The organism is Nocardiopsis sp. TSRI0078, from assembly GCF_001905145.1.
In the GTDB taxonomy this organism is placed as follows: Bacteria; Actinomycetota; Actinomycetes; order Streptosporangiales; family Streptosporangiaceae; genus Nocardiopsis.
The window spans coordinates 473,357-497,434 of record NZ_LWLB01000012.1; the positions used below are offsets into that span (position 1 = coordinate 473,357).

The 24,078-nt window shown below is 70.6% G+C and carries 23 protein-coding genes and 1 pseudogene; 13 read left to right on the top strand and 11 right to left on the bottom strand.

Annotated elements, in window-relative coordinates:
* Window positions 1–308 precede the first annotated feature (308 nt).
* Window positions 309–686 (bottom strand): helix-turn-helix transcriptional regulator, encoded by a 378-nt coding sequence (locus tag A6A08_RS12330; protein ID WP_242422435.1) that lies wholly within the window; start codon window positions 684–686, stop codon window positions 309–311.
* Window positions 687–806: 120 nt separating this feature from the next.
* Between A6A08_RS12330 and A6A08_RS12335 the strand changes: the two genes are divergently transcribed.
* The 5 genes from A6A08_RS12335 (at window position 807) to A6A08_RS12355 (ending at window position 5,623) form a co-directional block, all read left to right on the top strand.
* Complete coding sequence (locus A6A08_RS12335; protein ID WP_073702686.1) at window positions 807–1,721, top strand: cation diffusion facilitator family transporter; 915 nt, start codon at window positions 807–809, stop codon at window positions 1,719–1,721.
* Window positions 1,722–1,916: 195 nt separating this feature from the next.
* Window positions 1,917–3,347: a TrkH family potassium uptake protein gene (locus A6A08_RS12340; RefSeq protein ID WP_394328477.1), complete on the top strand. Its 1,431-nt coding sequence runs from the start codon at window positions 1,917–1,919 to the stop codon at window positions 3,345–3,347.
* A 26-nt stretch (window positions 3,348–3,373) separates the two neighbouring features.
* Window positions 3,374–4,045, top strand: coding sequence for a TrkA family potassium uptake protein (locus tag A6A08_RS12345; protein WP_073702688.1), 672 nt, complete (start codon window positions 3,374–3,376; stop codon window positions 4,043–4,045).
* A gap of 79 nt (window positions 4,046–4,124) precedes the next feature.
* Window positions 4,125–5,093 (top strand): metal ABC transporter substrate-binding protein, encoded by a 969-nt coding sequence (locus tag A6A08_RS12350; RefSeq protein WP_073702689.1) that lies wholly within the window; start codon window positions 4,125–4,127, stop codon window positions 5,091–5,093.
* Window positions 5,094–5,389: 296 nt separating this feature from the next.
* The gene (locus tag A6A08_RS12355) at window positions 5,390–5,623 is read left to right on the top strand and encodes a DUF397 domain-containing protein (protein WP_073702690.1); all 234 of its coding nucleotides are present in this window, start codon (window positions 5,390–5,392) and stop codon (window positions 5,621–5,623) included.
* 292 nt (window positions 5,624–5,915) lie between these two features.
* On the opposite strand, the pseudogene A6A08_RS12360 reads toward A6A08_RS12355, so the two are convergent.
* Both A6A08_RS12360 and A6A08_RS12365 read right to left on the bottom strand, forming a co-directional pair.
* A pseudogene (locus A6A08_RS12360) lies at window positions 5,916–6,870 on the bottom strand (helix-turn-helix domain-containing protein).
* A 151-nt stretch (window positions 6,871–7,021) separates the two neighbouring features.
* Window positions 7,022–7,519 carry an ATP-binding protein gene (locus tag A6A08_RS12365; protein ID WP_073702691.1) on the bottom strand — a complete coding sequence of 166 codons (498 nt, stop codon included), beginning with the start codon at window positions 7,517–7,519 and terminating at the stop codon, window positions 7,022–7,024.
* Between the two features lie 325 nt (window positions 7,520–7,844).
* On the opposite strand from A6A08_RS12365, the gene fabG reads away from it, so the two are divergent.
* Window positions 7,845–8,603 carry a 3-oxoacyl-ACP reductase FabG gene (gene fabG, locus A6A08_RS12370; protein ID WP_073702692.1) on the top strand — a complete coding sequence of 253 codons (759 nt, stop codon included), beginning with the start codon at window positions 7,845–7,847 and terminating at the stop codon, window positions 8,601–8,603.
* A 66-nt stretch (window positions 8,604–8,669) separates the two neighbouring features.
* On the opposite strand, the gene A6A08_RS12375 is transcribed toward fabG, so the two are convergent.
* The 5 genes from A6A08_RS12375 to A6A08_RS12395 all read right to left on the bottom strand — a co-directional run bounded on the left by A6A08_RS12375 (window position 8,670) and on the right by A6A08_RS12395 (window position 12,183).
* The gene (locus A6A08_RS12375) at window positions 8,670–9,662 is read right to left on the bottom strand and encodes a serine hydrolase (RefSeq protein WP_378698050.1); all 993 of its coding nucleotides are present in this window, start codon (window positions 9,660–9,662) and stop codon (window positions 8,670–8,672) included.
* Window positions 9,663–9,799: 137 nt separating this feature from the next.
* Window positions 9,800–10,414, bottom strand: a complete 615-nt coding sequence (locus A6A08_RS12380) for a CbiQ family ECF transporter T component (protein ID WP_073702693.1) — start codon at window positions 10,412–10,414, stop codon at window positions 9,800–9,802.
* Entirely contained in the window at window positions 10,411–11,091 is a 681-nt protein-coding gene (locus tag A6A08_RS12385; RefSeq protein WP_073702694.1) for an energy-coupling factor ABC transporter ATP-binding protein, read from the bottom strand. The genes A6A08_RS12380 and A6A08_RS12385 overlap by 4 nt, the downstream gene beginning before the upstream one ends.
* Entirely contained in the window at window positions 11,091–11,723 is a 633-nt protein-coding gene (locus A6A08_RS12390; RefSeq protein WP_073702695.1) for a biotin transporter BioY, read from the bottom strand. Before A6A08_RS12390 ends, A6A08_RS12385 begins: the two co-directional genes overlap by 1 nt.
* 157 nt (window positions 11,724–11,880) lie before the next feature.
* Entirely contained in the window at window positions 11,881–12,183 is a 303-nt protein-coding gene (locus tag A6A08_RS12395) for a hypothetical protein (protein WP_073702696.1), read from the bottom strand.
* Between the two features lie 214 nt (window positions 12,184–12,397).
* Here A6A08_RS12395 and A6A08_RS12400 point away from each other — a divergent pair, with 214 nt between their 5' ends.
* Window positions 12,398–12,754: a DoxX family protein gene (locus A6A08_RS12400; protein WP_073702697.1), complete on the top strand. Its 357-nt coding sequence runs from the start codon at window positions 12,398–12,400 to the stop codon at window positions 12,752–12,754.
* A gap of 252 nt (window positions 12,755–13,006) precedes the next feature.
* Here A6A08_RS12400 and A6A08_RS12405 read toward each other — a convergent pair whose 3' ends face one another.
* Window positions 13,007–14,233, bottom strand: a complete 1,227-nt coding sequence (locus A6A08_RS12405) for a Gfo/Idh/MocA family protein (protein ID WP_073702698.1) — start codon at window positions 14,231–14,233, stop codon at window positions 13,007–13,009.
* Window positions 14,234–14,650: 417 nt separating this feature from the next.
* On the opposite strand from A6A08_RS12405, the gene A6A08_RS12410 reads away from it, so the two are divergent.
* Window positions 14,651–15,112 (top strand): Panacea domain-containing protein, encoded by a 462-nt coding sequence (locus A6A08_RS12410; protein ID WP_073702699.1) that lies wholly within the window; start codon window positions 14,651–14,653, stop codon window positions 15,110–15,112.
* Between the two features lie 97 nt (window positions 15,113–15,209).
* Window positions 15,210–15,563, top strand: a complete 354-nt coding sequence (locus tag A6A08_RS12415) for a hypothetical protein (protein WP_073702700.1) — start codon at window positions 15,210–15,212, stop codon at window positions 15,561–15,563.
* Window positions 15,564–15,738: 175 nt separating this feature from the next.
* Here A6A08_RS12415 and A6A08_RS12420 read toward each other — a convergent pair whose 3' ends face one another.
* Window positions 15,739–16,824: a lactonase family protein gene (locus A6A08_RS12420; protein ID WP_242422444.1), complete on the bottom strand. Its 1,086-nt coding sequence runs from the start codon at window positions 16,822–16,824 to the stop codon at window positions 15,739–15,741.
* 318 nt (window positions 16,825–17,142) lie between these two features.
* On the opposite strand from A6A08_RS12420, the gene A6A08_RS12425 reads away from it, so the two are divergent.
* From A6A08_RS12425 to A6A08_RS12440, 4 genes are read left to right on the top strand one after another with little or no spacing between them, the layout of a single operon-like run.
* Complete coding sequence (locus A6A08_RS12425) at window positions 17,143–17,796, top strand: HemK2/MTQ2 family protein methyltransferase (protein ID WP_242422454.1); 654 nt, start codon at window positions 17,143–17,145, stop codon at window positions 17,794–17,796.
* The gene (locus A6A08_RS12430) at window positions 17,789–18,004 is read left to right on the top strand and encodes a CDGSH iron-sulfur domain-containing protein (RefSeq protein ID WP_073702702.1); all 216 of its coding nucleotides are present in this window, start codon (window positions 17,789–17,791) and stop codon (window positions 18,002–18,004) included. The genes A6A08_RS12425 and A6A08_RS12430 overlap by 8 nt, the downstream gene beginning before the upstream one ends.
* Entirely contained in the window at window positions 18,001–19,002 is a 1,002-nt protein-coding gene (locus A6A08_RS12435) for an iron-containing redox enzyme family protein (RefSeq protein WP_073702703.1), read from the top strand. Before A6A08_RS12430 ends, A6A08_RS12435 begins: the two co-directional genes overlap by 4 nt.
* Complete coding sequence (locus A6A08_RS12440; RefSeq protein WP_073702704.1) at window positions 18,999–20,000, top strand: L-histidine N(alpha)-methyltransferase; 1,002 nt, start codon at window positions 18,999–19,001, stop codon at window positions 19,998–20,000. The genes A6A08_RS12435 and A6A08_RS12440 overlap by 4 nt, the downstream gene beginning before the upstream one ends.
* An 84-nt stretch (window positions 20,001–20,084) precedes the next feature.
* Here the strand turns inward: A6A08_RS12440 and hrpA are convergent, their stop codons facing one another.
* Window positions 20,085–24,035 (bottom strand): ATP-dependent RNA helicase HrpA, encoded by a 3,951-nt coding sequence (hrpA, locus tag A6A08_RS12445; protein ID WP_073702705.1) that lies wholly within the window; start codon window positions 24,033–24,035, stop codon window positions 20,085–20,087.
* Between the last annotated feature and the right edge of the window lie 43 nt (window positions 24,036–24,078).

The window sequence follows — 24,078 nt, forward strand, 5'->3', positions numbered from 1 at the left end:
ACTGCTTCCTGGAACGTGTGGTGGTGGGGATGCCGGTGTTCGTCCGCGGGGTGCGGGACACCCGCGTCGGCCGTGGTGGCCGTGCTTCGCGCATCCGTCGGGCGCTCCACTCACCATACGTCGCGTTATATCTGGAGTTGGGCCGCCCCGGCATGATTCGGGGAACTCTCAGGGGCGCGTCAGCCTTCCGTCAGGGACCTCCCCGACCAAAGTCGGAGCACCCGTCCGGAAGTCGGAGCCCGGAGGCGGCGCGAGGCGACGAAGTGCGCACTCCCCTGCGCCATGGGTGATCACGGCGGCAACAGATGTCACAGCAGAGATTTCCGGTCCGCCGGACAAGGCGATCCGACGCCCTCCGCGGGCTCGTCCGGCCGGTCCACGGGCTCGTGCGGCTGGGCGGTGCCCCACACCACGCGCAGAAGGTCCTCCAGGGCGTGGGTCAGGGACGGGTCCACGAGCTCGTAGCTGACCTGCCTGCCCCGGGCGGAGGTGCGCACCAGGCCGCAGTCACGCAGGCAGGCGAGGTGGTTGGAGACGTTCTGACGGGTGAGGCCCAGTTGCTCGGCGAGGCCGGCGGGGTAGTGGGGACCGTCGAGGAGCGCCAGCAGGAGGCGGCACCGGGTGGGGTCGGCCAGTGCGCGGCCGAGTCGGTGGATGGCGGACAGGCGCTGCTCGGAGGTCAACATGAAAACCATTGTACACAGCTTGCTGTATAGACATTCCAAGCTGTATAAACAGTGATGGCTGAACCATGGGCGCCGCCATCCGCGGCGCCCGCGGACCGGACGGCAGGTCAGGGGGCACCGATGGGTGTGGGACACGGGCACGGGCACGCGGTCACCGCGGGGGCGGCCAACAGCAGACGGCTGGCGGTGGTCCTCGGGATGATGCTCGCCGTCGCCGTGGTCCAGGTGGCCGGCGCCGCGTTCAGCGGCAGCCTGGCCCTGCTCGCCGACGCCGGGCACACCGTCACCGACTCCCTCGGAGTGGCCCTGGCCCTGGCCGCCGTGTGGATCGCCGCGCGGCCCGCCACCAACAGGCGCACCTTCGGCTACCAGCGCGCGGAGATCCTCGCCGCCGCCGTCAACGCGCTGGTGCTGTTCGTCCTGTGCGGGTTCATCGTGGTGGAGGCGGTCGAGCGGCTCCAGAGGCCCGCCGAGGTGTCCGGCCCCGGCATGGTCGTCGTCGCCGCGTTCGGCCTGGCCATGAACGTCGGCGCGCTGTTCGTCCTGCGCTCGGGCGCCCGGTCGAGCCTCAACGTCAAGGGCGCCTACCTGGAGGTCATGGGCGACGCCCTGGCCTCGATCGGCGTCATCGCGGGCGGAGCCGTGGTCTGGGCGACCGGGTGGACGCGGGTGGACACCCTCGTGTCGCTGGGTATCGCCGTGATCATCGTGCCCCGCGCCTGGGCCCTGCTGCGCGAGGCCGTGCACATCCTGTTGGAGGCCACGCCCAGGGACATGGACCTGGGCGAGGTGCGCGACCACCTGCTCGGACACCACGCCGTGCTCGACGTCCACGACCTGCACGCCTGGACCATCACCTCCGGGGTGCCCGTGATGTCGGCGCACGTGGTGGTCGCCGAGGAGTACCTCGGCGACAGCGGCCGGATGCTGGACGAGCTCCACGCGTGCCTGACGGGCCACTTCGACGTCGAGCACTCCACCCTGCAGCTGGAGCCGCCCGGCCACGCCGACCACGAGGGTCCCTGCCACGCCTGACCCGCCGCCCCCGGCCGGGGCGGCCCCTCCGGCCACCCTTACCACCTCCCACCGGGGTTTACGATGCTGGCGGGCCGTCGACGTGCCACGATCGAAGCGTTCTGGCACAATTCCTCGCGGCCATGCAAAAGGAGGAACCGTGGCACCCTTCCCGACCCCTGGCCGGCAATGAGCTCGAAACCGCCCAGAACAGGCATGCGCTCCCTTCTCAGGCCGGTCCGCAGGTCGTCGTTCCTCCCCCGGAGAGCGTCCCTGCTGAAGCGCCGGATGCGCCTGGACTCGGGCTCGACCCGTGAGCCCCGCGGCTGGCGCAAGCCCGCACGGGTCTTCCTCATGGTGTTCGTGGCCGTGGACCTGGTGGGCACGGGCCTGCTGATGACCCCGCTGGCCACGCCCGACGGCGAGGGGCTGACGTTCGTCGAGGCCTTCTTCACCGCGACGACGTCGCTGGCGGTGTGCGGGCTGAGCGTGATCAGCATCGGCGGCGACCTCAACGCCTTCGGCCACGCGATCATCCTGGTCCTCATGCAGGCCGGCGGGATGGGGATCATGACCGTGGCCTCCCTGCTGGGCAGCGCGATGATCCACCGGTTCGGGCTGCGCATGCAGCTCAACGTGCAGGCGGAGACCCGGAGCCTGTGGGTGGGGGACGTGCGCGGCGTGGTCAGCCGGGTGGCGGTGATCTTCGCCGTGCTCCAGGTGTGCACGTTCCTGCTGATCACCCCGAGGATGTGGCTGGGCTACGACATGCCCTTCGGAACGGCCGTCTACTCGGGCTTCTTCCACTCGGTCTCGGCCTTCAACAACGCGGGCCTGTCGCTCTACGACGACAGCATGACCCGCTTCTCCGGCGACGCGCTCATCCTGGTTCCCCTGGCCGTCGCGGTCGTCCTCGGCGGTATCGGCTTCCCGGTCCTGATGGAACTGCGGCGGGCACTGCGCACGCCCCGCCTGTGGAGCCTGCACACCAAGCTCACCGTCACCACCACCATGATCCTCTTCGCGGTCGGGGCGCTGCTGGTGATCGTGATGGAGTGGAACAACCCCGCGACCCTGGGTCGGCTGGACTGGTGGGCCCGGCTCACCGACGGCTTCTTCCACGGTGTGATGCCCCGCAGCGGCGGCCTCAACGTCGTCGACACCGGCCAGATGGAGGACGCCACGCTGCTGATGACCATCATGCTCATGTTCGTCGGCAACGGCAGCGCCGGAACGGCCGGGGGCATCAAGGTCGCCACCCTCGCGGTGATCTTCCTGGTGGTGCTGGCCGAGGTCCGCGCCCAGGACAAGGTGCACGTGTTCGACCGCCAGCTCTCGCCCGAGGTCATCCGGCAGTCGCTGAGCCTGGTGTTCCTGTCCGCGACGGTCGCGGCGTTCACCACCATCCTGCTGGTGCGCACCACCCCCTACGACACGCTGCCCGTGATGTTCGAGGTGGTGTCCGCCGTCGGCGTGGTCGGCCTGTCCACCGGTATCACCGCGGACCTGGCCCCCTGGGTGCAGTGCCTGCTGGCCGTGCTCATGGTGGCCGGGCGGATCGGTCCCATCACTTTCGTGACGGCGCTCGCGTTCCGCGACCGCCTCCGTCGCTACGATCTCGCCAAGGCGCGGCCGATCATCGGCTGAGGCCCCCGGCACAGAAGGAGAGACCCGTGCAGCAGCACAGGAGACCCACCGACAGGCGCGTCCTGGTCATCGGCCTGGGCCGGTTCGGCAGTTCGCTGGCGCTGGAACTGGTCAGCCGGGGATGGGAGGTGCTGGGGGTCGACTCCAGCCCGCGCATGGTGCAGACCTACGCCGACGCCCTCACGCACACGGTGATCGCCGACGCCACCGACGAGGAGGCGCTGCACCAGGTGGGCGCGTCCCAGTTCAACCGGGCGGTGGTGGCCATAGGCACCCACCTGGAGGAGAGCATCCTGGCCACCTCCCAACTGGTGGACATGGGGGTGTCCAACATCTGGGCGAAGGCGACGAGCCGTCGGCACGGGCGGATCCTGGAGCAGGTGGGCGCCCACCACGTGGTGCTGCCCGAGCACGACATGGGCGAGCGCGTGGCGCACCTGCTGTCGGGCCGGATGCTCGACTACGTGGAGCTGGAGGAGGGCTTCTCCCTCGGCAAGACCAAGGCCCCCCGGGCGCTGATCGGCAAGACCCTGCGGGAGACGGGGGTCCGCCAGCAGTACGGGATCACCGTGGTCTCGGTGAAGCGGTTGAATGAGGAGTTCACCTACGCCACCCAGGAGACGGTGCTGAACAAGGGGGACGTGATCGTGGTGGCGGGCAGGACCGACGACGTGGAGCGCTTCTCCGAGTCCACCTGAGCCGGCGCGGCCCCGGGTCCCTCGACCCCCGCCAAACGGACAAATTGACAACCGTTTTCATTTTCCTGAGAATTGACCCATGCGAACTGGGACAACCCTGCGGGCCGCCGCCCTCGGCGCCGCGACACTCATGACGATCACCGCCTGCGGAAGCGGCGGCGAGGGGGCGGACGACTCGGGTGTCTCCCCGGCCGAGGCCGACCTCACCGTGGTCACCGGGGTCTACCCCCTGGAGTGGCTGGCCCGGGAGATCGGCGGTGAGCGGGTGGCGGTCGTCCAGCTCACCGAACCAGGTACCGAGCCCCACGACCTGGAGCTCACCGGCCGCCAGGTAGCCGAGGTCAGCGAGGCCGACATCGCCCTCCACGTGAGCGGCCTCCAGCCCGCCGTGGACGAGGCGGTCGGGCAGGAGGCCTCCGGGAGCGCGCTCGACGTCGCCGACGTCGTGGAGCTGCACCCCGTCGGAGAGGGGGGCCACGAGCACTCCGAGGAGGAGGCGCACGCCGAGGAGGGCCACGACCACGGCGAGTACGACCCCCACTTCTGGCTGGACGTGGACCTGATGGCGCAGACCGCCCAGGCGCTCGGCGACCGCATGGCCGAGGCCCACCCCGAGGGCGCCGACGACTACGCGCAGGGCGTGGCGGACGTGACCGCCGAACTGGAGGCGATCGGCCAGGAGTACGAGGAGGGGCTGTCCTCCTGCGAGCACGACGAGGTCGTCGTCGGGCACACCGCCTTCACCTACCTCACCGAGGACTACGGCCTGGAGCAGATCGGAGTCAGCGGGGTGGACCCCGACACCGAGCCCTCGCCCTCGCAGATCGCCGAGATCACCGACATCGTCCGCGAACACGACATCAGCACCGTCTTCACCGAGCCGCTGATGCCCGCGGCGACCGCGGAGACCATCGCCTCCGAGACGGGCGCGCGGGTGGATGTGCTCGATCCCCTGGAGGGCGTCACCGAGGACTCCCCCGGCGACGACTACCCCTCGATCATGCGCGGCAACCTGGACGCGCTGACCGCCGCGCTGGCCTGCTCCTGACCGACCCCGTCCTCCCCGAGCCCCGCCGGGCCCGCGGCACCCGCCGTGCGCCCGGCGGGGCTCTCGTTCTTCCGTCGGCGAGCCCCGGTCGGGCCCCGGCCGGGCCGCCACCGGTCCGTGGCACGCAGTACCCGGACGCACCCCATCCACCCTTGGGTTACATCGCGCTTACATACCGCCAAACCCTCGGACAAGTGGCGGGGGTCACGCTATGCTTGTGAATATGTCAGTGCCAATGCACGTGCATCTGGCGGTGCATAAGCACGGACACTCCCCTCAAGGAACGAAGGAGCAGCATGACCGCACGCAACGGCATCCCCGCGACCGACCTCACCGGCGCCGCCTGGCAGAAGGCCAAGCGCAGCAATTCCCAGGGAGCATGCGTCGAGATGGCCCGCCTCAACGACGGTTCCATCGCCGTACGCAACTCCCGTTTCCCGTCGGGGCCGGCCCTGGTCTACACCCAGGAGGAGATCGACTGCATGATCCTGGGTGCCAAGGACGGGGACTTCGACAACCTCCTCAGCTAGGGAGGTCCTCCCCAGGCACGTCGGTGCCCTCGGAAAGAGGGAGGGGTTGTCGCCATGCGGTGATCCCTCCTCCGCACGCCGACCCGGTTGCCACGCCCTCGTCCGGGTCGGCCGGAGGCGGAGCGCGTGGGGTCCCCGCCGGGGACCCCACGGTGGGCGCCGGGTGGCGGACCCCCGAGGCGGCCGGTGCCGGAAGGGCCGCGCCGGAAAACCAGAAAGGCCCGCCTCGGCGAGCCTGTCTCGATCTGCGGCTCCTCGTCCCGGGCCCCTCCCGGACGCGGAGCGCGTGCCCTCACTCCTTGTCCAGGTCCTCCAGCATCCCCTTGAGCATGTCCAGTGTCTCGTCGGGCGTGGCCGCCGCGACGCTCAGCCGGGTCATGGCCTTGGTGTAGGCCTCCACCACGGGGCGGCGGTCGATGATCTCGGCGTCGGTGAGCTGCTCCAGGTAGACCATGTCCGCCAGTTCGAACTCCGAGTAGCGCAGGAGCGTGAACGAACCGGCCTCGGCGGCGTGCGCGCCCACCGCGAAGGGGACGATCTGGAGGGTGATGTTGTCGTACTCCTCGCTGAGCTGGATGAGCCACTCCAGCTGACCGCGCATGATCTCGCGCCCCTCCTCGGGGCCGCCGATCGGCCGGCGCACCGCGGCCTCGTCGAGGATGACCCACATGCGCATGTTCTTGTCCGTGCGCAGACGCCGCTGTCTCTTGAGTCTGGCCTCCACGCGCTGCTCGGTGACCTGGTCGGTCTCCACGCCGCCGGAGATGATCGGCCCGCGCGTACTCCTCGGTCTGCAGCAGACCGGGGACGAACTGGGACTCGTAGATACGGATGTGGTCGGCGGCCTCCTCAAAGCCGACATAACGGATGAACCACTTGTGTAGTGACTCCCCGTACTCCTTCCACCATCCGGGCTTGTTGGATTCACGCGCGACTTCGAGGATTTCCTTGATCCTCTTGCGGTCGGTGACCCCGTACATCTTGAGGAGGTCCTCGATATCGCGCAGCTTGAAACCGACCCTGCCGAGTTCCATACGGCTGATCTTGGACGCCGACGCCCGAATCTTGTTCCCGGCGTCCTCACGGCTGATACCACGAGCCTCGCGGAGTTGGCGCAGCTCGTGTCCGATCAGCATGCGGCGCACGGTGGGGCCGCTCCCCTGGCGCAACCGAGCGATATCCACGTTCGCCGCCTCTCCGTCATTCCTCGAACAAGGGTATCCGGGCCGTCGGGACACCTTTGCCATGCGGTCAAGACACTACATGTACACGATAGAGCCCCAGCGCCCGCACGTCCCAGGGCCCTGGTCGAACGATCCTCCAAAGGCTCCGGGAAGGGTCCGCGGCCGCGCCTGGGAGAGTCGGCCGGCCGCCCTGCCGGGAGATCCTTCGGCCGACTCACACGAATTGCGCCCAAACGAACTTGCCGCCGGGCGGTGTGGGAATCACACCCCACTCTTGCGCGAAAGCACTCACCAGGGCAAGCCCCCGGCCGCCCTCCCGGTCGAGATCGGCCGCCCTTCGCTGGGGGAGCTGATCTCCGCCGTCGCGGACCGCGCAGATGAATTCACCGCCGCTGCGCATCAGCGACAGCTGAATACCTCCTTCGCCGCGCCTGGTCAAGGGCAGAGGGCCGCCGTGCCTGACCGCATTGGTGACCAATTCGGAAACGACCACCGCGACATCGCTGGACAAGTACCGCATCTCCCATTCGTGGAGAAGGGCCTCGGAAATCTCACGTGCGGCGCCCACCGCGTGGGGCCGGGGTTCGAAGCTCCACGTGACGGCGTCGTGCCTGTCTCCGCAGACGGGGGTGTTCCAGCGGCGGGAACCGTGCGTCAGGACCTTGAGCCACCAACCACCGGTCGGTTCCGCCACCGCCTCCGCACACTCCATGCCTTCCACTCCTCCCTGACGCACCGCGGCGTGAGCGGCAGTGGCACGCTTTCGAGGATACGCGGTGTCCGCGTACGGGTCCGGCGCGTGCCGCTGCACGGCTCGAATGCACGTGCATCTTGGTCTTGCAGGCAATCGTAGGCCAAGCCCCGACGATGTGCAGGCAAACAGGGAGACCAACTTCGGCCGGTCCGTAAAGCGCGGTGGATACGGGACAATCCCGCCGTCGGACCGCTTCTCCGAACACCCCCCGGCCACCTACCGACCGGTTGGCATGCAGATAGGATTCCCTCGCGCCCACCACGTTAATTCTGGAGGTAACACCATGTCCCCAACGCCCCGTGTGGCCATCGTGACCGGTGCGGCCCGTGGGATCGGTGCCGCCACGGCTGAGCGCCTGGCGCGCGAGGGTCGGGCCGTCGCCGTGCTGGACCTGAGGGAGTCCGACGCCCAGGAGGTCGTGGACCGCATCACCGCCGCGGGCGGCACGGCCCTGGCCGTGGGCTGCGACGTGTCCGACCCCGACCAGGTGACCGCCGCGGTCGACACCGTCGCCGAGCGCCTCGGTCCGCCCGCGATCCTGGTGAACAACGCCGGCGTCCTGCGCGACAACCTGCTGTTCAAGATGTCCGTGGAGGACTGGGACACCGTGATGAACGTGCACCTGCGGGGCACGTTCCTCATGAGCAAGGCCGCCCAGGCCCACATGACCAAGAACGGCTGGGGCCGGATCGTCAACCTGTCCAGCTCCTCGGCGCTGGGCAACCGCGGCCAGGCCAACTACTCCGCGGCCAAGGCCGGGCTCCAGGGGTTCACCAAGACCCTCGCCATCGAGCTGGGCAAGTTCGGCGTGACCTGCAACGCCGTCGCGCCCGGGTTCATCGAGACCGCCATGACCCAGGCGACCGCCGAGCGCATCGGCGTCAAGTACGAGGAGATGAAGGCCTTCAAGGAGGCCGAGATCCCGGTGCGCCGGGTGGGTGTTCCCGAGGACATCGCCAACACGGTCGCCTTCCTCACCGGTGAGGACTCCGGCTTCGTGTCCGGCCAGGTCATCTACGTCGCCGGCGGCCCGCTGGACTAGCGTCGCCCCGCCCCGCCGTGCCCCGTCCGGCTCCCGCCGGGCGGGGCTCTCCGTGTTCCGGGAAGGTCAGCGGCCGGACTCCTCGGCGGGCCGCGGCGCCTCCAGGGCTTCGGTGACCGTGGAAGCCAGCTCCTCCACCAGGGAGACGCCGGCGGCGTAGTCGCTGCTGCCGTCGGTGAGGACCGCGATCAGGTACTCGTGTCCGGATCCGGCCACGTAGCCGACGCTGTTGACGTTCCACAGGCCCGCGTTGCTCTCCCGGGGGGTCCAGCCGTTCTTGAGGCCCACGGTGTCCTCGGGGTCGGCGCCGGCCGAGACGCCCCAGGCCTGCTCGGCGGCGACGGACTCCATCAGCCCGCGCGCGTAGGCGCGGTCCTCCTCCGACAGCGGGCCCCCGTCGCAGTAGAGCGCCCGCAGCAGCCGCACCTGGTCGGCGGCGGTGGTCCTGGTGGCGCCCCACACTCCCCGGGGATCGGGGTCGGTGCCGGTGAAGCCCAGGGTCTCGGCGCCGTGCACGAAGCCGTCGGTGAAGCCGATCCGCGAGTACAGGCCGTTGGTGACCTCGTTGTCGCTGTAGCGGATCATCATGGCGGCCTGGGCCCGCTCGGTCCCGGTGAGGTCGCGCCCCTCCTCCTCCGCGCGCAGGAGCAGCATGGTCAGGATGGTCAGCTTGACCACGCTCGCCGTGGGGAACCGCCGGTGCGCGTCGTGGCTGAAGGTGGTGCCGGTGCGCAGGTCCTGCACGGCGACGCCGAAGTCGGCGTCATGCTCCTCGGCGAGCGCCTCGATCCGGTCGGTGAGCTCCTGGCGCTGGTCCGGGGTGAGGCCCCGCCCGCCGGTGGCGGGACCGGTGCGGGGTGCGAAGGGCACCAGGGGGAGGGCGTCCTCGGAGAGCAGGGCGCGGACCAGGGCCGGATCCGGTCCGGGCGGGACGCTCTCGGCGACCGAGGTGGCGCCGGGCAGGGCGAAGGCCATCAGGACGGTGAGGACGACCGCCGTGGTGAGGGCGGACCAGGTCCTGATCTCGGCGGGGGGACGACGCCGGGGCACGCTGATCACCGGTTCGTTGGAGCGCGGTACTTTCGAGTGGACTGGGGCTCATTATCCACCGAAATGCAGGCGAAGCCGACTATCCGATACTCAATCGGTACCGTTTTCCGTCGTTTCGTTCCCGGGAGCGCGACCCGGCGGACACATCAGGACCGGGTGTCCTCGTCGATCCCCCTGGCCACGAGAGCCTCCCCCGTCGCGTCGGCCATCCGCAGCAGCTGGACGATCACCGGAACCACCAGCAGGTGGGGGCGGCCGGACAGGCCCCGTGCCCGGTAGCCCTCCCGGGCCGCCTGCCAGGCGGCGGCGGCCATCGGGATGGAGCGGATGGTGAGCGCCAGGACGAGGGCGATCCTGTCGGGGTCGGCGCCCACGTGGCGCAGCGGCCGGACCATCCGCTCGAAGAGGTCGAGCATCTCGCGTACGCGGGTGGTGAGGGTGACGAGGTTGGCGAGCAGGACGAGCGCGGCCAGCTGCGCGCACAGGCGCAGGGCCGTCTGCCAGTCGGCGAACAGGACCTGGAACAGGCCGATGGCCAGCAGGAACGGCCACAGCGCCCGCAGCGCGGACCAGGCCCGCCCCAGGGGCAGTCCCACTGCCGGGTAGAGCGCGAGCGCGACGGCCAGGGCGCCGACCGCGACGCGGTGGTCGGCCCAGACGACGAGGCCGACACCGGCCAGCAGCAGCACGAGGAGTTTGGCCCCGGCCGGTGCCCTGTGGAGGGGGCTGTGGCCGGGGACGTACAGGCCGACGGTGTTCACCGCTCGTCCATGAGCTTGGTGTAGTGGGACACGGCGTCCTCGGGCACGCCGTCGAAGACCACGCGCCCGGCGTCCATGACCAGGACCCGGTCGAAGCCGTCGAGCAGGTCCAGGTCGTGTGTGAACAGCACGACCTGCTGTTCGAGCCCTTCGAGGGTGCGGTGCACCATGCGGGTGTTGCGCAGGTCGAGCAGCGTGGTGGGCTCGTCGCAGACCAGTACCTCGGGTTCGGTGACCAGCACCGAGGCCAGGGCGAGGAGCTGCTTCTGCCCGCCGGAGAGCAGGTGCCCGGGGTGGTCGCGGTGACCGTCGAGACCGTAGCGGACCAGGGCGTCCTCGACCCGGCGGTCGGTCTCCTCGCGGCCGAGCTTGAGGGAGCGCAGGCCGATCTCCACGTCCTCGGCGACGGTGGGCATGATGATCTGGTTGGCGGCGTCGGAGAAGACGAAGCCGACCCTGCGCCGGATGTGTCTGGCGTGACGCCGGGTGTCCCACTCCCCCAGCGTCACCCGGCCCTCGTCGGGGACGACGAGGCCGTTGAGGGTGCGGGCGAGCGTGGACTTGCCCGATCCGTTGGCCCCGATCACGCCGACGCGGTGCTCGGCGAGGTCGAGGGTGACGTCGCGCAGCACGGCGCGGTCGTCGTAGGAGTGGGAGACCCCCTCGAGGCGGAGCATCAGGCGGCTCCGCCGTCGTCGCCCACCTCGACGACCGGGCGCCCGGCGGGCGGGATGGGGTAGGCGCGAAAGACCGTGCCGGCGATGAGGGCGGTGGCGACGGCCTTGACGAGGTCGCCCGGCAGGAAGGCCAGCATGGAGTAGGTGGTGGCCAGGACCCCGCTGCCCGCGACGGCGGACATCCAGGGGACGCCGATCGCGTAGACGACGAGGATGCCGCCGACGACGTTGACGCCCAGGCCCGCCCAGAAGCGGTAGCGGCCATGGTTGGCGCGGAGCATGAGGTCGGTGAGCACGCCGATGACCAGGGCGGCGAAGACCCAGCTGACGATGAACCCGGCCGAGGGCCTGGCCAGGACCCCGACACCGCCCATACCGCCCGCGAAGAGCGGAAGCCCGGCCAGGCCGAGGGCGAGGAAGGCGGCGACGGCGAGGGTGCCGCGCTTCCAGCCCAGGAGGCTGGGGGCGAGCATGACGCCGAGGGTCTGGAGGGTGATCGGCACCGGGGAGAACGGCAGCGGGATGGCGACGGTGACGCTGAGCGCGGCGATGAGGCCGGCGAACACGGCGATGAGCGCGAGGTCGCGGGCGGTCAGGCCCTTGTAGCGGACGGCGTTCCTGGTCGTGGGCATGGATGGATTCCCTCAGGGGTGTGGGAGTGGATCACTCCCCATTGTCCGTGATGCCGGTGACCGGAGAAGAGGTCGGGGCGCACAGTTCCGTGCGCCCGGTCGTTGTGGGGTTCGTCCTGAGACACAGGTCACACGCCCGCGGGGCCGCCACGCGGACTCACGCCGCCGTCGACCGCCTTCCCCGGCTCTTCGGACGGTGCGTGGTCCCCGCGATGACGAGTGCGGCGAGCGCGGGGACGTAGAACGCCCCGACCGACAGGATGCCGAGGACGGTCGCGGCGGCAAGAAGGGCGGCGCACACCCGGATCGCGGTGCGCCGGTGCGGCGGCGGGACGACGATCGGAGCCGCGGCGACCAGGGTCATGAGAGCGCCCCACGTGAGCACCTGGGGGATCTGCCCGGTGAGCGCCGTCAGCAGCAGTGTCGCGGCGACGGCGGCCACCGGAGCCGCGAAGAGCACGATGTCCTCTCTCGGGGTCGGGTGGAGACGTACCGGCGCAAACCCTAGTACGGCGGAGCCCCGAACCCCGGGGATGCGGCGGAACGCTCTCCTCCCGGGGCCGCCACGGGCCGGCCCCGTCCTTCCCATGCGGCACGGGACGTGTCACGTCCTCGGAGCCCGTCTCGTCCATGGAGCGCACCCGACCGCCGTCCCCACGAAGAAGGGGCCCTCCGTGTTCGCCGCCCACACCGTGGTCGTCCTGCTCGCCTCGGCCGTCAGCGGCCTGGCCGCCACCGCCAACCTCGCCGGCCACCACCATCCCAGGAACGAGGCGGACAGGCTGGGCGTGCCCCGGTCCTGGATACGCCCGCTGGGCGTCCTGTTGGCGGCGGGATCGCTGGGGCTGCTGGCCGGGTTCACCGTGCCGGTGCTGGGCACGCTCGCCGCCGGCGGCCTCGTGCTGTACTTCCTCGGTGCGCTCTGGGCCCACCTGCGGGTCCGTGACCACCGGTTGGGCCCCTGGGCCGTGTTCTTCTGCCTGTCGGCGGGCGCCCTGGCCGTGAGCCTGGCCCGCCACGGCCCCTGGTGAGTCGGCGGCGTGGTCGGTCCCGCCCGGCGACGGCGTCACCGCCCGTACAGGCAAGGACTCCCGTGCGCCCCCGGCCCTGTGGGCGGTGTGCGACTGCCCGTGTGGAGCGTTCGACGGGCGCGGGAACGAAATAGGCGCAGACGGACCGGACACCGGAGACGGTCACCGGAGGTGGTTCCGGACAGGGAGGACCGGGGGCCGGGCACACCGTGGCACGGAAGCACCGTCCCGGGTGAGCGTCCTCGCGGACCTTCAGGAACGGTCTAGCCTGGTGGACATGCCCGCGACCGTGGCAGACCGACTCCCCGACCAGCTCGTTCTCGACGAACGCGCCGAGAGGATCAGGGACTCACACAGGGCGAGAGTGCGCATCCCGTCCACACCGTCGATCTCGGGTTCACGTACACCCGCGACGGCGTGCGCGAACTCGTGGACGGCGGACGCGACCCCGCTGCGCGCGACGTCATCCCTGGCGAAGAGCGGCCGGACCGGTTCGTGCCTGAGCGCGGGGTCGGACGATCCCCTACCGTTTCCCACTTCGCCCGTGTGGGCGGCGAGGGCGGTGAGGGCCTCGTCCGTCGTGGTACGCGCACCGCCGCGGCCCTGGTGCCAGCCGTCCCACACCTCCCACGCCTGGCTGAGGACGTGGCCGCCGTCCTCCAGGACGATCCTCCTGGACCCGCCCGGCGGCTCGTGGTCGGAAGACCGCAGGCTCATCTGCGCGACCGCGCCGGACGCGCACGTCAACGTCGCGAACAGTCCGGTGGCCCGTCGCGGGTCCCGTGAGGGCTCGTGCGCGGAGAAGCGGGGAACGCAGTGGACGGACTCGACCTCCCCCAGGAGGAAGCGGACGAGGTCCATCTCGTGCGCGCCCATCTCGTGGGCGAGGTAGGACCCGGCGGTGTCGGGGTCGGCGTACCAGTCCGCGGCGTTGTGCCGAGCGTCGTGGAGCGGCGAGCAGACGATGTCGGTGGTCATGGAGACGACGCCGTCCGACCGGTCCAGCAGGGCACGAAGGGCGCGGTTGGCTCCCACACGCCGGTAGTTCTCCGCCACGGACAGCACCCGGTCGTTCGCCGCGGCCGCACCGACCATCGACGCGGCCTGTTCCACGTCGAGTGCCAGGGGTTTCTCCACCAGGACGTGCTTTCCGGCCCGCAACGCCTGGACACAGACGCCGTGGTGTGCCGATGTCGGCAGTACGACGTCGACGGAGTCGAGGCCCCCGTCGGCGAACAGGTCCTCGGCCCGCACGGTGACCGAGGGGCGCGGGAGACCGGCCTGGGTGAACAGGTCGGCGACCCGGTGCGCTCGCGCGCTGTCCCGGTCACAAAGGTGCGTGACGCGCAGACACGGTTCCAGGCGGCCGGTCGCGATGAACGCCCTGGCGTGGCGCTCCCCCATGCTGCCGCACCCGATGATCCCGACCGTGCGCTCGGCCTTGGAACCGTGCTGAGTCCCCTGCTCCCGTTGCCCCACTGTTCGTCGTCCTCCTTCGCGACGGGCGAGCCGGTCTCCCGGCTTCCCTACCCAGGCCCCGGCCAGCAATGGAACCGCATCGGGGCACCCGGCCGCTTCCAGTGCTCCCTGCGACCTGGTCCGTCCGCACTCGCAGATCCGCTCCGGCCGAAAGCCTCTGCCTGGGCCCCAGGCCGATAAGGCTGTGACCGCTTCCTCGCAGGTGAGGGCGCGGTGAGGAGCGCAGCCATCGCCTCGCCGCCGAACGGAACACGGGTAGTCGGTGCCTTCCCCGGATCAGGGTCGGACCGAAGGGTTAGGCTGATCGCACCTCAGGTCCATAGACCCCCGCGAAACACCACACGTATGATCGAAAAGAGCCGTTGACGTGCAAGAAGACCGCGTTCTCGGCCCACACGAGGGCAGGGAGGGAGTGGCATGGCCAACGTGACCGACGTCGCCCGGTACATCCTCGACCGCCTGGGCACCATGAGCGCGATGAAGCTCCAGAAGCTGTGCTACTACTCCTACGGCTACCACCTGGCCTGGGAGGAGCGCCCGCTGTTCCCCGAGCACTTCGAGGCCTGGGCCAACGGCCCGGTCGCCCCTGCCTTGTACGCGTGTCACCGCGGCCTGTTCTCCGTGGCACCGAAAGACATCAAGGGCAACCCCGAGGCCCTGGACCCGGGTGAGCGGGAGTCCGTCGACCTGGTCCTGGGCTCACTCCAGGGCTTCAGCGCGCACCAACTGTCGGCGATGACCCACCGTGAGCCGCCCTGGCTGCGCGCACGCCAGCGGGCTGGTGCCGAGGGGCTCGAACGGAGCATCGAACCTCTGGCGGAGGACGACCTGCACGAGTACTTCGACGCGCTCACGGCGGCCGACAGTGCCCAAGGGTAGGGGCGGGAAGAAGAAGGCTCCCGCGCCTACCCCGCCTCCGGGCAAGAGCCCGCCCAACCCCCACCGGCTCCCCCAGGCCGACAGCTCCCATGAGCGCATGTGCTGGCGTTTCGAACACGTCGACCACGAGGGGCCGTGGGGGTTCTCGGAGGTCGCGGGTGAGGACCTCTGCGACCTGCTGAGGAAACTGCGGGACTTCGAGCGGATGAGCGTCCGCGAACTCTTCCACCAGAGCGGCGGCCTCGCGAAGAGCTACGACCTGGAGGGGCTGCCGAACAAGCAGGCCAAGGAACGCCTGGAGCACCTGCGGCTGGCGGACCAGACCCAGATCTCCCGGCTGAGGATGAACGGGCCCGGCAGGCTGTACGGCTTCGTCGACGGCAACATCTTCCACGTCGTGTTCTGGGACCCCGAACACGCCATCTGGCCGAGCACGAAGAAGCACACCTGAACGGAGCGAACGCCCTTGGCCCCGGTGCGACCAGCGGAAGGGCCTCGGGGCCGAGCCCCGGAGCCGGAGGCGGTGTGCCCGGAAGAGCTGGAGGACACCGCTGACAGCGCTGTGATCGACGCTCGTGCCGACGAGGAGACGATCCCCTTCCGGTCCGAGGACTACGTGTGAGCCGTCAGGCAGTCGCGGCCCCGGCGCGGCGGATGCGGGTGATCGGGACCGGGAGCACGCACACGGGGACGGGCAGGCGCAGCCGGTGGCCGGTGTCGGCGGGGACGCCCGTGTCGGGGTCGATGAGCAGGGAGGCCAGCGAGTCCCCGTTCTGGGCGGCCACGACCAGGTGGTCGGGCTCCTCGCGGTGGCCGCGCACCACGGTGAAGTTGCGCGGCCACGGCCCTCCGGCCGGGGCGCTGGCCACGTGCTCCAGGCGCGCGCCGCCGCCGCGGACGGCGAAGGTGGAGACCGTGTCGGCTCCCCGGTTGGACACGTACACGTGGTCGCCGTTCGTGAGGATCTCGGCGGGGAAGTTGTCGCCCGCGGCCTCCTCGCCGGTGGCGTGGACGGAGCCGAGGTGCTCACCGGTGCCGGTGCCCGGGTCCCAGCGCACGACGTGCACCCGCGAGTCCAGCTCGCCTGCGACGTAGAGGTACTCCCCCGACACCGCCGCGTGGCGGGGACCGGTGCCCGGGGGCAGCGCGACCGTGCCGACCTGCTCGCCGTCGCGGACGACGCGCAGCTCGTCGGTGCCCAGGTCGGCCACGAGCACGTGACGGTCGTCGGGGGCGGCGGCACTGTGCGCGTGCGGCCCCTCCTGGCGGTCGGTGACCGGCCCGCTCCCGGTGTTGGCCAGCTCCACCGCTCCGGCCGTGAACGCGCCGCCCCTCTCCAGTCCGTACACGGTCGCCACGCCGTTGGCGTAGTTGGTGACCACCAGCTCGGAGCCCGTCGCGAGCACGTGGCAGGGCGATCCGCCGCCGGTGGGGGCCTGCGCCAGCTCGGTGAGCCGGGCGCCCCCGTCGATCCGGAAGGCGGTGACGGTGCCCTCGGCTCGCTCGTTGACGGCGTAGACCGTGGCCGGGTCCTCGTGGAAGGCCAGGAAGGAGGGACCCGGGGTGCGAGCGGCCACGCCGCCGTCGGCCATCTCCCCCGTCATGGGGTCGAACCAGACGCGGTGGATACCGGCGCCCTCCCCCGGCGGGTCGGAGTCGGGAGTGTAGGTGCCCACCAGCAGGAGCCGCTTTCCGTCCACCGCTTCGCCCACCAGGAGCCTCGTTTCCCTCGCGCCTGCATCTCGTACCGTCAGTGGTCTAAACCACAGAGCGCATGCTACAGGCGGAGCAACCCCTCAACCGTCGCAGGGCTCCTACTTGTGGCCGGTCGCCCACACCTTGCTGCTCACCGTTTCCCGCCCGCCGCCTCGACGGCCTTCATGACACGCCGGTCCGAGACCGGGTAGGCCGTGCGCAGCTCCAGCCCGGACACGGCCGCGCCACCCGACCGGTTCCCACCCACTGTCACCAACCGTTGCCCGGAATGTTCAACGCGGTTGGTGGTGGGGAGGCCGGGTAGTGGCGCTCGCATGCTGCTAGTGAGGCCGCCGGGCGTTTACCGGGCACAGGAGGACACCTCGTTGCTCCGTGCCGTACTGCGTCAGCGCGGCCAGGTCGCCGGCCGCTCAGTCCTCGACGTCGGTTCGGGCACCGGGGCGCTGGGCATCGAGGCCTTCCGCGCCGGCGCGGCCAGCCTCACCGCGATCGACCTGTCGCGACGCTCAGTACTGGCGAGCTGGCTCAACAGCCGGTTGCACGGGGTCCCGGCGACGGTCCGGCGCGGTGACCTGTTCGCTCCCGTGGCCCCGCACCGCTTCGACCTCGTGCTCGCCAACCCGCCCTACATGCCCGCTCCCGGTCTGCTGCCGCCCCGCCACCGGATGGCGAGGTGCTGGGACGCGGGAACGGACGGGCGGCTCCTGCTGGACCGCATCTGCGCAGGGGTCTCCTCGGTGCTCAACGAAGACGGCGCGCTGCTGCTCGTGCAGTCCGAGCTCGCCGACGAGCAGATCACGTTGGACCAGCTCAAGGAGACCGGCCTGGCTCCTGAGGTCCTCGCACGAGCCCGCGTTCCGTTCGGGCCGGTCCTGCGGGCGCGCGCTCCGGCACTGCGCGCCCGCGGGCTGCTCGGCCCCGACCAGGTGGAGGAGGAACTCGTGGTCATCGAGGCGCACCATGGCTGAGGCCCGTCGCCGGGTCCTCGTCACCGACGAGGGCCCGATCCTCGTCTACGGCCCGATCGACGTGGAGATGCCCGACGGAACGCGCGTGCACAGCGACCGGGCGGTCACCGCGCTGTGTGCGTGCGGCCGCAGCCGGCGCCGCCCGTTCTGCGATACCAGCCACCGCCGCCGCGTACGCGGCGGGGAGGAGAAGGAGCACGACCCATGACCGCGACGATGCCGAGAACACCGACGCTTCCCGCCCCTCGCGGCCCGGTCTCCGAGGCGGTTCTGTCCGCACTGCGCGGAAACCGGCCCGTGCCTCCCGCCGTGGACGGGTCCCCGCCCTACGGCGAGGACCTCCAACTGGCGCTCTACTGCTGCTACGAACTCCACTACCGCGGTTTCCGGGGAGTCGACGCCGACCGCGAATGGGACCCGGTCCTGCTGACGATCCGCGCCGAGTTGGAACGGGCCTTCCTCGGCGCGCTCAGAGACGACGTGCCCGCTGGCGCGGACGTCGAGAGCGAGCTCGGGGAACTCCTCATCGAACACGTCGACGCGTTCGGCGTCTCCCATCACCTACGCCGCCACGGGGAACTGTGGCAGCTGCGCGAGTACGTCGCTCACCGCTCGCTCTACCACCTGAAGGAGGCCGACCCGCAGACCTTCGTCATCCCCCGCCTGGACGGTCCGTCCAAGGCCGCCCTCGTGACGGTGCAGCACGACGAGTACGGCGCGGGAGACCCCGAGCGGGCGCACTCCAAGCTCTTCGCCGACATGATGACCGAGCTCGGCCTCTCCGCGGACTATGGCGCCTATCTCGACTCCGCCCCCGCCGAAATGCTGGCCGAGGTCAACTTCATGTCGCTGTGCGGGCTGCACCGCGGGTTGCGCGCGGCGCTGATCGGGCAGTTCGCCACCGTCGAGCTCACCTCCTCCCCCGGCGCGGACCGGCTGGTCAAAGCCATGCGGAGGCTGGGGTGCGGTCCGGCCGCCGTTCGGTTCTATGCCGAGCACGTCGAGGCCGACGCGGTGCACGAGCAGCTCGTCCGGCGCGAGGTGATCGCACCGCTGCTGAACGCCGAACCCGAACTGGCCTCCGACGTCGTGTTCGGGATCCGCGGCAGCACGTTCCTGGCCGAACGAATGGAGGATCACCTGTTGCGCCATTGGAACCGCGGCGAGTCGAGCTTTCGCGACGGGGTGGACGGGAGGAGACCATGAGACCACCTGGACCAGCGGCGCGGGCCGGCGTCCTGCCGGTCGCCGGCAGGGGCGACGCGGTGCCGGAGGACACGGTCGTGCGCGACTGCCTCCAGCAGACGCCGCCCCGGCTGCCGCCCTGGCTCGGCTACGACGCGGTCGGTTCCGAACTGTTCGAGCAGATCACCGAGCTGCCCACGTACTACCTGACCCGCGTGGAACGCGCCCTGCTGGAGCACCACTCCCCGGAGATAGCCGAGCTGCTCGCCTGCGGGCGGATCGCGGAACTGGGTAGCGGGAGTGCGAAGAAGACACGGCTGCTGTTGGAAAGCTGCGTGCGCCTGCGTGAGACCACCTACCTTCCGATCGACGTCGACCAGAGCATGCTGCGGTCCAGCGGCGCCGCGTTGTGCTCGGAACTGGACCGTCTGGAGGTCACGGGCCTGTGGGGACGCTACGAAGCCGGTCTCGACTGGCTGAGCACCCACCCCGGTGAGCCGCTCGCGGTCGTCTTCCTCGGTAGCAGCTTCGGCAACGCCACGCGCGAGGAACGTGACAGCCTGCTCGGCGAGATCGCCCGCAGCCTGGACCCGGGCGAGAGCTTCCTGGTCTCCGCAGATCTGGACAAGAGCCGTGAGGTCCTGGAGACCTGTTACAACGACCCCGCCGGGCACTCGGCTTTCGCCGGCTTTCGGCTCAACTACCTCACCCAGCTCAACCGCCGCTACGGCGCCGGCTTCGTGCTCGACGACTTCGTCCCGGAGGCCTGTTACAACGCGGACACCTCCACCGTGGAGGGACGTCTTCGCGCCCAAGCCGACCGGACGGTGCCCGTACCGGGACTCGGACTCACACTGCGCATACCGCGCGGGCAGTTCCTCAACGTCGGCTACTCGGTGAAGTTCGACGGCCGGCAGCTGGCCCGCGAAGTAGGGGCGCACGGCTTCCACCTGCGGGCCCAGTGGCGGGACCCTGAGGCGCAGTACGGGCTCTTCCTCTTCCGCCGCCACGAGACCTGATCTGAACGGACACCGCCGACCGCTCCCCCGAGCGCCTTCGTCAAGCGTCGACCGCACCGGACCCGCGGACAGGTCCCCGGGGACCTACTTCCGGCCCGCCGCCTTGGCTGCCTCGATCGCCTTCATGATGCGCTTGTCCGAGACCGGGTAGGCCGTGCGCAGCTCCTGGGCGAACAGGCTGACCCGGTACTCCTCCAGCATCCAGCGCAGCTCCACCACGTCCGGGTCGGCCGCGCGCCCCGCCGGCAGGCTCCCGCGCAGCTTGGCCACGGCCTGGCGCATCTGCTCGACCTTGGCCATGTTCACCTGGTCGCGGCGCGGGTTCTCCGGCAGCTTGTCCAGCCGGTACTCCACCCCGCGCAGGTAGCGGTGGAGGTCGTCCAGGCGCGACAGGCCGGTCCGGGTGACGAACCCGTCCCCGACCAGGTCGCCGAGCTGTCCCTGCACGTCGTTGAGCGAGGGCAGCACGGCCAGGGACGTGGTGCCCTTGACCTTCTTGGACACCTTGCGCCACAGCACCAGCACGCGCGCACTCTTGTCGAGGATCTCGGCGAGGGTGTCGCCGAGGTCGGCGCGCACCCGCTCGGAGAGCTTGTGGAAGTCCTCGCCGTTCCACACCGGGCCGCCCTCGCGGGCGAGCAGGTGGTCGACCGCGGCCGCCTCGGCGTCGGCCAGCATCTTGCCGACCGAGCCGTGCGGGTTGTCGGCCAGGGCGAGCTTGTCGGGGTTGTTCAGCCCCTTGCTGACCGCGTGCGCCACCGAGGGCACGGTGAGCAGCAGCAGGCGCCGGGTGCCCGCCCACATGGCGGCGCGCTGCTCGGCCCGGGTGTCGAAGATGCGGATCGCGACGCTGTCGCCCTCGTCCACCAGCGCCGGGTAGCCCTTCACCTTGGGGCCGAGCGCCTTGCGCTCCAGGGTCTGCTCCAGCGGGCCGAAGTCCCAGGAGGTCAGCCCCTTGCGCTCCACGCCCTTGGCCTCGGCGGAGATCGCCTCGCGCAGACGCGGCTTGAGCTTGGCGCGCAGCTTCTCCAGGTCCTTGGACTCGGCCAGGGTGCGGCCCCGGTCGTCCACCGCGCGGAAGGTGATGCGCAGGTGGTCGGGGACCCGGTCCAGCTGGAAGTCGGAGGGGCTGATCCGCTCCCCCGCCATCTGGGTGAGCTCGGCGGCCAGCGCCTCGGTGAGCGGTCCCGCGTAGGGGTCCAGGCCGCCCCGCGCCCGGGCCGCGTGGTCCGGAACGGGGACGAAGTTGCGCCGCAGCGGCTTGGGCAGGGACCGGATCATCGCGGTGACGAGTTCGTCGCGCAGCCCCGGGATCTGCCAGTCGAACCCGGTGTTCTCCACCTGGTTGAGGAACTTCACCGGGATGTGCGCGGTGACGCCGTCGGAGTCGCTGCCGGGCTCGAACTGGTAGGTCAGCGGGAAGGTGAACTCGCCCTGGCGCCACACGTCCGGGTAGTCGTCCTCGCTGACGGCGTCGACGCCCTCGTTGATGAGCTCCTCGCGGGTGAAGTCCAAGAGCGTGGGATCGGTGCGGCGGGCCTTCTTCCACCAGGAGTCGAAGTGGGCGGCCGAGACCACCGAGTCCGGCACGCGCGCGTCGTAGAAGGCGAACAGCGTCTCGTCGTCCACGACGATGTCGCGGCGGCGGGCGCGGTGTTCGAGGTCCTCCACCTCGTCCAGGAGCTTGCGGTTGTCGTGGAAGAAGTGGTGGCGGGTCTCCCAGTCGCCCTCGACCAGGGCGCGGCGGATGAACAGCTCCCGGGACAGCCCGGGGTCGATCTTGCCGTAGGACACCTTGCGCTGCACGACGATGGGCACGCCGTAGAGGGTGACGCGCTCGAAGGCCATGACGGCGCCGCGCTTGCGCTCCCAGTGCGGCTCGCTGTAGTGGCGCTTGACGATGTCCCCGGCCAGCTCCTCGGCCCACTCCGGTTCGATCTTCGCGACCATGCGGCCCCAGAGCTTGGAGGTCTCCACCAGCTCCGCGGCCATCACGAAGCGGGGCTGCTTCTTGAACAGGGCCGATCCGGGGAAGATCGCGAAGCGGGCGCCGCGCCCGCCCAGGTACTCGTGCTTCTCGGGGTCCTTGAGCCCCACGTGCGAGAGCAGCCCGGCCAGCAGCGACATGTGCACGCCGCGGGGGTCGGCGGCCTCCTCGCGCGGACGCGGGGCCTCGATGTCCATGGAGCGCAGCACCTGCCGGAGCTGGCTGTGGATGTCCTGCCACTCGCGTACGCGCAGGTAGTTGAGGTACTCCTCGCGGCACAGCCGGCGGAACTGGTTGCCCGACAGCTCCCGCTGCTTCTCGCGCAGGTGGTTCCACAGGTTGAGGAAGGCCAGGAAGTCCGACTCCTTGTCGGCGAACCTGGCGTGCGCCTGCTGGGCCTGCTGCTGTTTGTCGGCGGGGCGCTCGCGCGGGTCCTGGATGGACAGGGCGGCGGTGATGACCAGCACCTCGCCCAGGCAGTCGCGCTCGTGCGCCTCCAGGACCATCCGGCCCAGGCGCGGGTCGACGGGCAGCTGGGCCAGGCGCCGGCCCGTCTGTGTGAGCCTGCGCTTGGGGCCGGAGGTGTCGGGGTGCAGGGCGCCCAGCTCGGTGAGGAGGTTGACGCCGTCCTTGATCTGGCGGTGGTCGGGGCCGTCCACGAACGGGAAGGCGGCGACGTCGCCCAGGCCCAGGGAGGCCATCTGGAGGATGACCGAGGCCAGGTTGGTGCGCAGGATCTCGGGGTCGGTGTACTCGGGGCGCGAGAGGAAGTCCTCCTCCGAGTACAGCCGGATGCAGATGCCCTCGGAGACGCGGCCGCAGCGGCCCTTGCGCTGGTTGGCGGAGGCCTGGGAGATCGCCTCGATGGGCAGGCGCTGCACCTTGGTGCGGTGGGAGTAGCGGGAGATGCGCGCGGTGCCCGGGTCGATGACGTACTTGATGCCGGGGACGGTCAGGGAGGTCTCGGCGACGTTGGTGGCCAGGACGACGCGGCGCCCGCTGTGGGAGGACCACACGCGTCTTTGCTCGGCGACCGACAGCCGCGCGTAGAGCGGCAGGATCTCCGTGTTCGGGAGCTTCTTCTTCTCCAGTGCCTCGGCGGTGTCGCGGATCTCGCGCTCACCGCTGAGGAAGACCAGCACGTCGCCGGGGGCCTCGCGGCCGAGCTCGTCGACGGCGTCCAGGATGGCCTGGGTCTGGTCGCGGTCGGTGCCGCCTCCCGGGTTCTTCTCCTCCGGGTCGAGGATCTCCTCGGAGATGGGCCGGTAGCGGACCTCGACCGGGTAGGTGCGGCCCGAGACCTCGACGATGGGGGCGTCGTCGAAGTGGCGGGAGAAGCGCTCGGGGTCGATGGTGGCCGAGGTGATGACGACCTTGAGGTCGGGGCGCTTGGGCAGCAGCTGCTTGAGGTAGCCGAGCAGGAAGTCGATGTTGAGGCTGCGCTCGTGGGCCTCGTCGATGATGAGCGTGTCGTACTGGCGCAGCATGCGGTCGTGCTGGATCTCGGCGAGCAGGATGCCGTCGGTCATCAGCTTGACCAGCGTGCTGTCGCTGGAGGAGTCGGTGAAGCGGACCTTGTAGCCGACGGTCTCGCCCAGCGGGGTACCGATCTCCTCGGCGATGCGCTCGGCGACCGTACGGGCGGCCAGGCGCCGGGGCTGGGTGTGGCCGACGGTGCCCATGACGCCGCGCCCCAGCTCCAGGCAGATCTTGGGCAGCTGGGTGGTCTTGCCGGAACCGGTCTCACCGGCGACGATGACGACCTGGTTGTCGCGGATGGCCTCGGCGATGTCCTCGCGGCGGGCGCTGACCGGGAGCGACTCGGGGTAGGTGAGCTCCGGGACCGCCTCGCGGCGCACGGCCACGCGCAGGGCGGCCTCGTCGATGTCCCCGGCGATCTGGGCGGTGACCGAGGCGCGGCGGCGCTCGTCGCGGATCTTGGCCAGACCGTCGATACGCCGACGCAGCCGGTGGCGGTCCGAGGGCATGAGGTCGCGCAGCCGGGAGCGGAGTGTGTCCGCGGCGGGCGCGGGCGTGGTGGTGCTCATCAGTAGTCAAGGGTAGAAGGGGCGGCAACCGGTTTTCGCCGCC

Excerpts from the sequence above, each read along its gene's own strand:
- hrpA (WP_073702705.1), bottom strand. The coding sequence starts at position 24,035 with ATGAGCACCACCACGCCCGCGCCCGCCGCGGACACACTCCGCTCCCGG.
- A6A08_RS12390 (WP_073702695.1), bottom strand. The coding sequence starts at position 11,723 with ATGCCCACGACCAGGAACGCCGTCCGCTACAAGGGCCTGACCGCCCGC.
- A6A08_RS12430 (WP_073702702.1), top strand. The coding sequence starts at position 17,789 with ATGGCTGAGGCCCGTCGCCGGGTCCTCGTCACCGACGAGGGCCCGATC.
- fabG (WP_073702692.1), top strand. The coding sequence starts at position 7,845 with ATGTCCCCAACGCCCCGTGTGGCCATCGTGACCGGTGCGGCCCGTGGG.
- A6A08_RS12425 (WP_242422454.1), top strand. The coding sequence starts at position 17,143 with ATGCTGCTAGTGAGGCCGCCGGGCGTTTACCGGGCACAGGAGGACACC.
- A6A08_RS12335 (WP_073702686.1), top strand. The coding sequence starts at position 807 with ATGGGTGTGGGACACGGGCACGGGCACGCGGTCACCGCGGGGGCGGCC.
- A6A08_RS12435 (WP_073702703.1), top strand. The coding sequence starts at position 18,001 with ATGACCGCGACGATGCCGAGAACACCGACGCTTCCCGCCCCTCGCGGC.
- A6A08_RS12410 (WP_073702699.1), top strand. The coding sequence starts at position 14,651 with ATGGCCAACGTGACCGACGTCGCCCGGTACATCCTCGACCGCCTGGGC.
- A6A08_RS12355 (WP_073702690.1), top strand. The coding sequence starts at position 5,390 with ATGACCGCACGCAACGGCATCCCCGCGACCGACCTCACCGGCGCCGCC.
- A6A08_RS12440 (WP_073702704.1), top strand. The coding sequence starts at position 18,999 with ATGAGACCACCTGGACCAGCGGCGCGGGCCGGCGTCCTGCCGGTCGCC.
- A6A08_RS12330 (WP_242422435.1), bottom strand. The coding sequence starts at position 686 with ATGTTGACCTCCGAGCAGCGCCTGTCCGCCATCCACCGACTCGGCCGC.
- A6A08_RS12385 (WP_073702694.1), bottom strand. The coding sequence starts at position 11,091 with ATGCTCCGCCTCGAGGGGGTCTCCCACTCCTACGACGACCGCGCCGTG.
- A6A08_RS12350 (WP_073702689.1), top strand. The coding sequence starts at position 4,125 with ATGCGAACTGGGACAACCCTGCGGGCCGCCGCCCTCGGCGCCGCGACA.
- A6A08_RS12415 (WP_073702700.1), top strand. The coding sequence starts at position 15,210 with ATGTGCTGGCGTTTCGAACACGTCGACCACGAGGGGCCGTGGGGGTTC.
- A6A08_RS12340 (WP_394328477.1), top strand. The coding sequence starts at position 1,917 with ATGCGCTCCCTTCTCAGGCCGGTCCGCAGGTCGTCGTTCCTCCCCCGG.
- A6A08_RS12365 (WP_073702691.1), bottom strand. The coding sequence starts at position 7,519 with ATGGAGTGTGCGGAGGCGGTGGCGGAACCGACCGGTGGTTGGTGGCTC.